The organism is Gluconobacter sp. P1D12_c (assembly GCF_018812105.1).
In the GTDB taxonomy this organism is placed as follows: Bacteria; Pseudomonadota; Alphaproteobacteria; order Acetobacterales; family Acetobacteraceae; genus Gluconobacter; species Gluconobacter oxydans_A.
In genome coordinates, this window is record NZ_JACSIQ010000768.1 from 1 (window position 1) to 378 (window position 378).

The 378-nt window shown below is 55.8% G+C and carries 1 protein-coding gene; it reads right to left on the minus strand.

Going from position 1 to position 378, the window contains the following annotated elements; all coding sequences use genetic code 11:
* On the minus strand, positions 1 to 378 hold a 378-nt coding region (locus KP705_RS19115), incomplete at both ends, for a recombinase family protein (protein WP_215765450.1).

Sequence of the window (378 nt, forward strand, 5' to 3'; positions counted from 1 at the left end):
CGCGTAGTTTACCTTTGTCGCGTGCAACGGCCATCCCTTCACGAGTGCGTAGTTTACCTTTGTCGCGTGCAACGGCCATCCCTTCACGAGTACGCATCCGGATCAGATCGGCTTCAAACTCCGCGAAAGTCGCAAGGATTTTGAAGAACAACTTGCCCATTGGATCAGACGGATCGTGATTACTTTTCCCAAGTTGAAGCTTCACGCCACGGGATGCCAGGCTGTCGCCAATAAGCCGTGCATCAGGGACAGAGCGGGCCAGTCGAGCAAGCTGTGGTACGACCAAAGTATCGCCACTACGAACAGCCGCCAGTGCCTGGTCAAGGCCGGCCCTTTCCCGGTTCGTGCCGGTGAAGCCCTTGTCGGTGTAAATACGAT